Source organism: Erythrobacter sp. SN021 (assembly GCF_021864455.1).
The window spans coordinates 1-286 of the sequence record NZ_JAKKUW010000226.1 but is presented as its reverse complement, the minus strand read 5'-3'; the positions used below and the strand labels follow the sequence as shown (position 1 = coordinate 286).

Annotated in this window: 1 protein-coding gene; it reads left to right on the top strand. The window is 47.2% G+C overall.

Annotated features, from left to right (window positions below; translation table 11 throughout):
- Positions 1 to 105: 105 nt before the first annotated feature.
- Positions 106 to 286: hypothetical protein (locus L5849_RS15685; RefSeq protein ID WP_236926297.1), on the top strand; the 181-nt coding region annotated here is incomplete at its 3' end.

Here is a 286-nt window from a genome sequence, read left to right as displayed (position 1 = left end):
AACGTTGATGTCGTCAATCGAGGAATCTATCGAGGAAGAAGCACGAATACAGAGCAATCGATCATAGATACAATCAGTTCAGAACGTTGAGGTCGGGTTATAGAAGTGAAAGTCAAACTACTGGAAGTGAGTCAAGAGACAATGAGTGCTGAAGCAGGAACAGGCGGTGCACCCCCACAGATCGCAGTGTGCCCAGTACCGGTCGATGTACCTCCGAAATACACCCCCGAACAAGTGGAAAAGGCAAAGAAGGATGCACAGGAAATCTTTGACAACTTCGATTTGG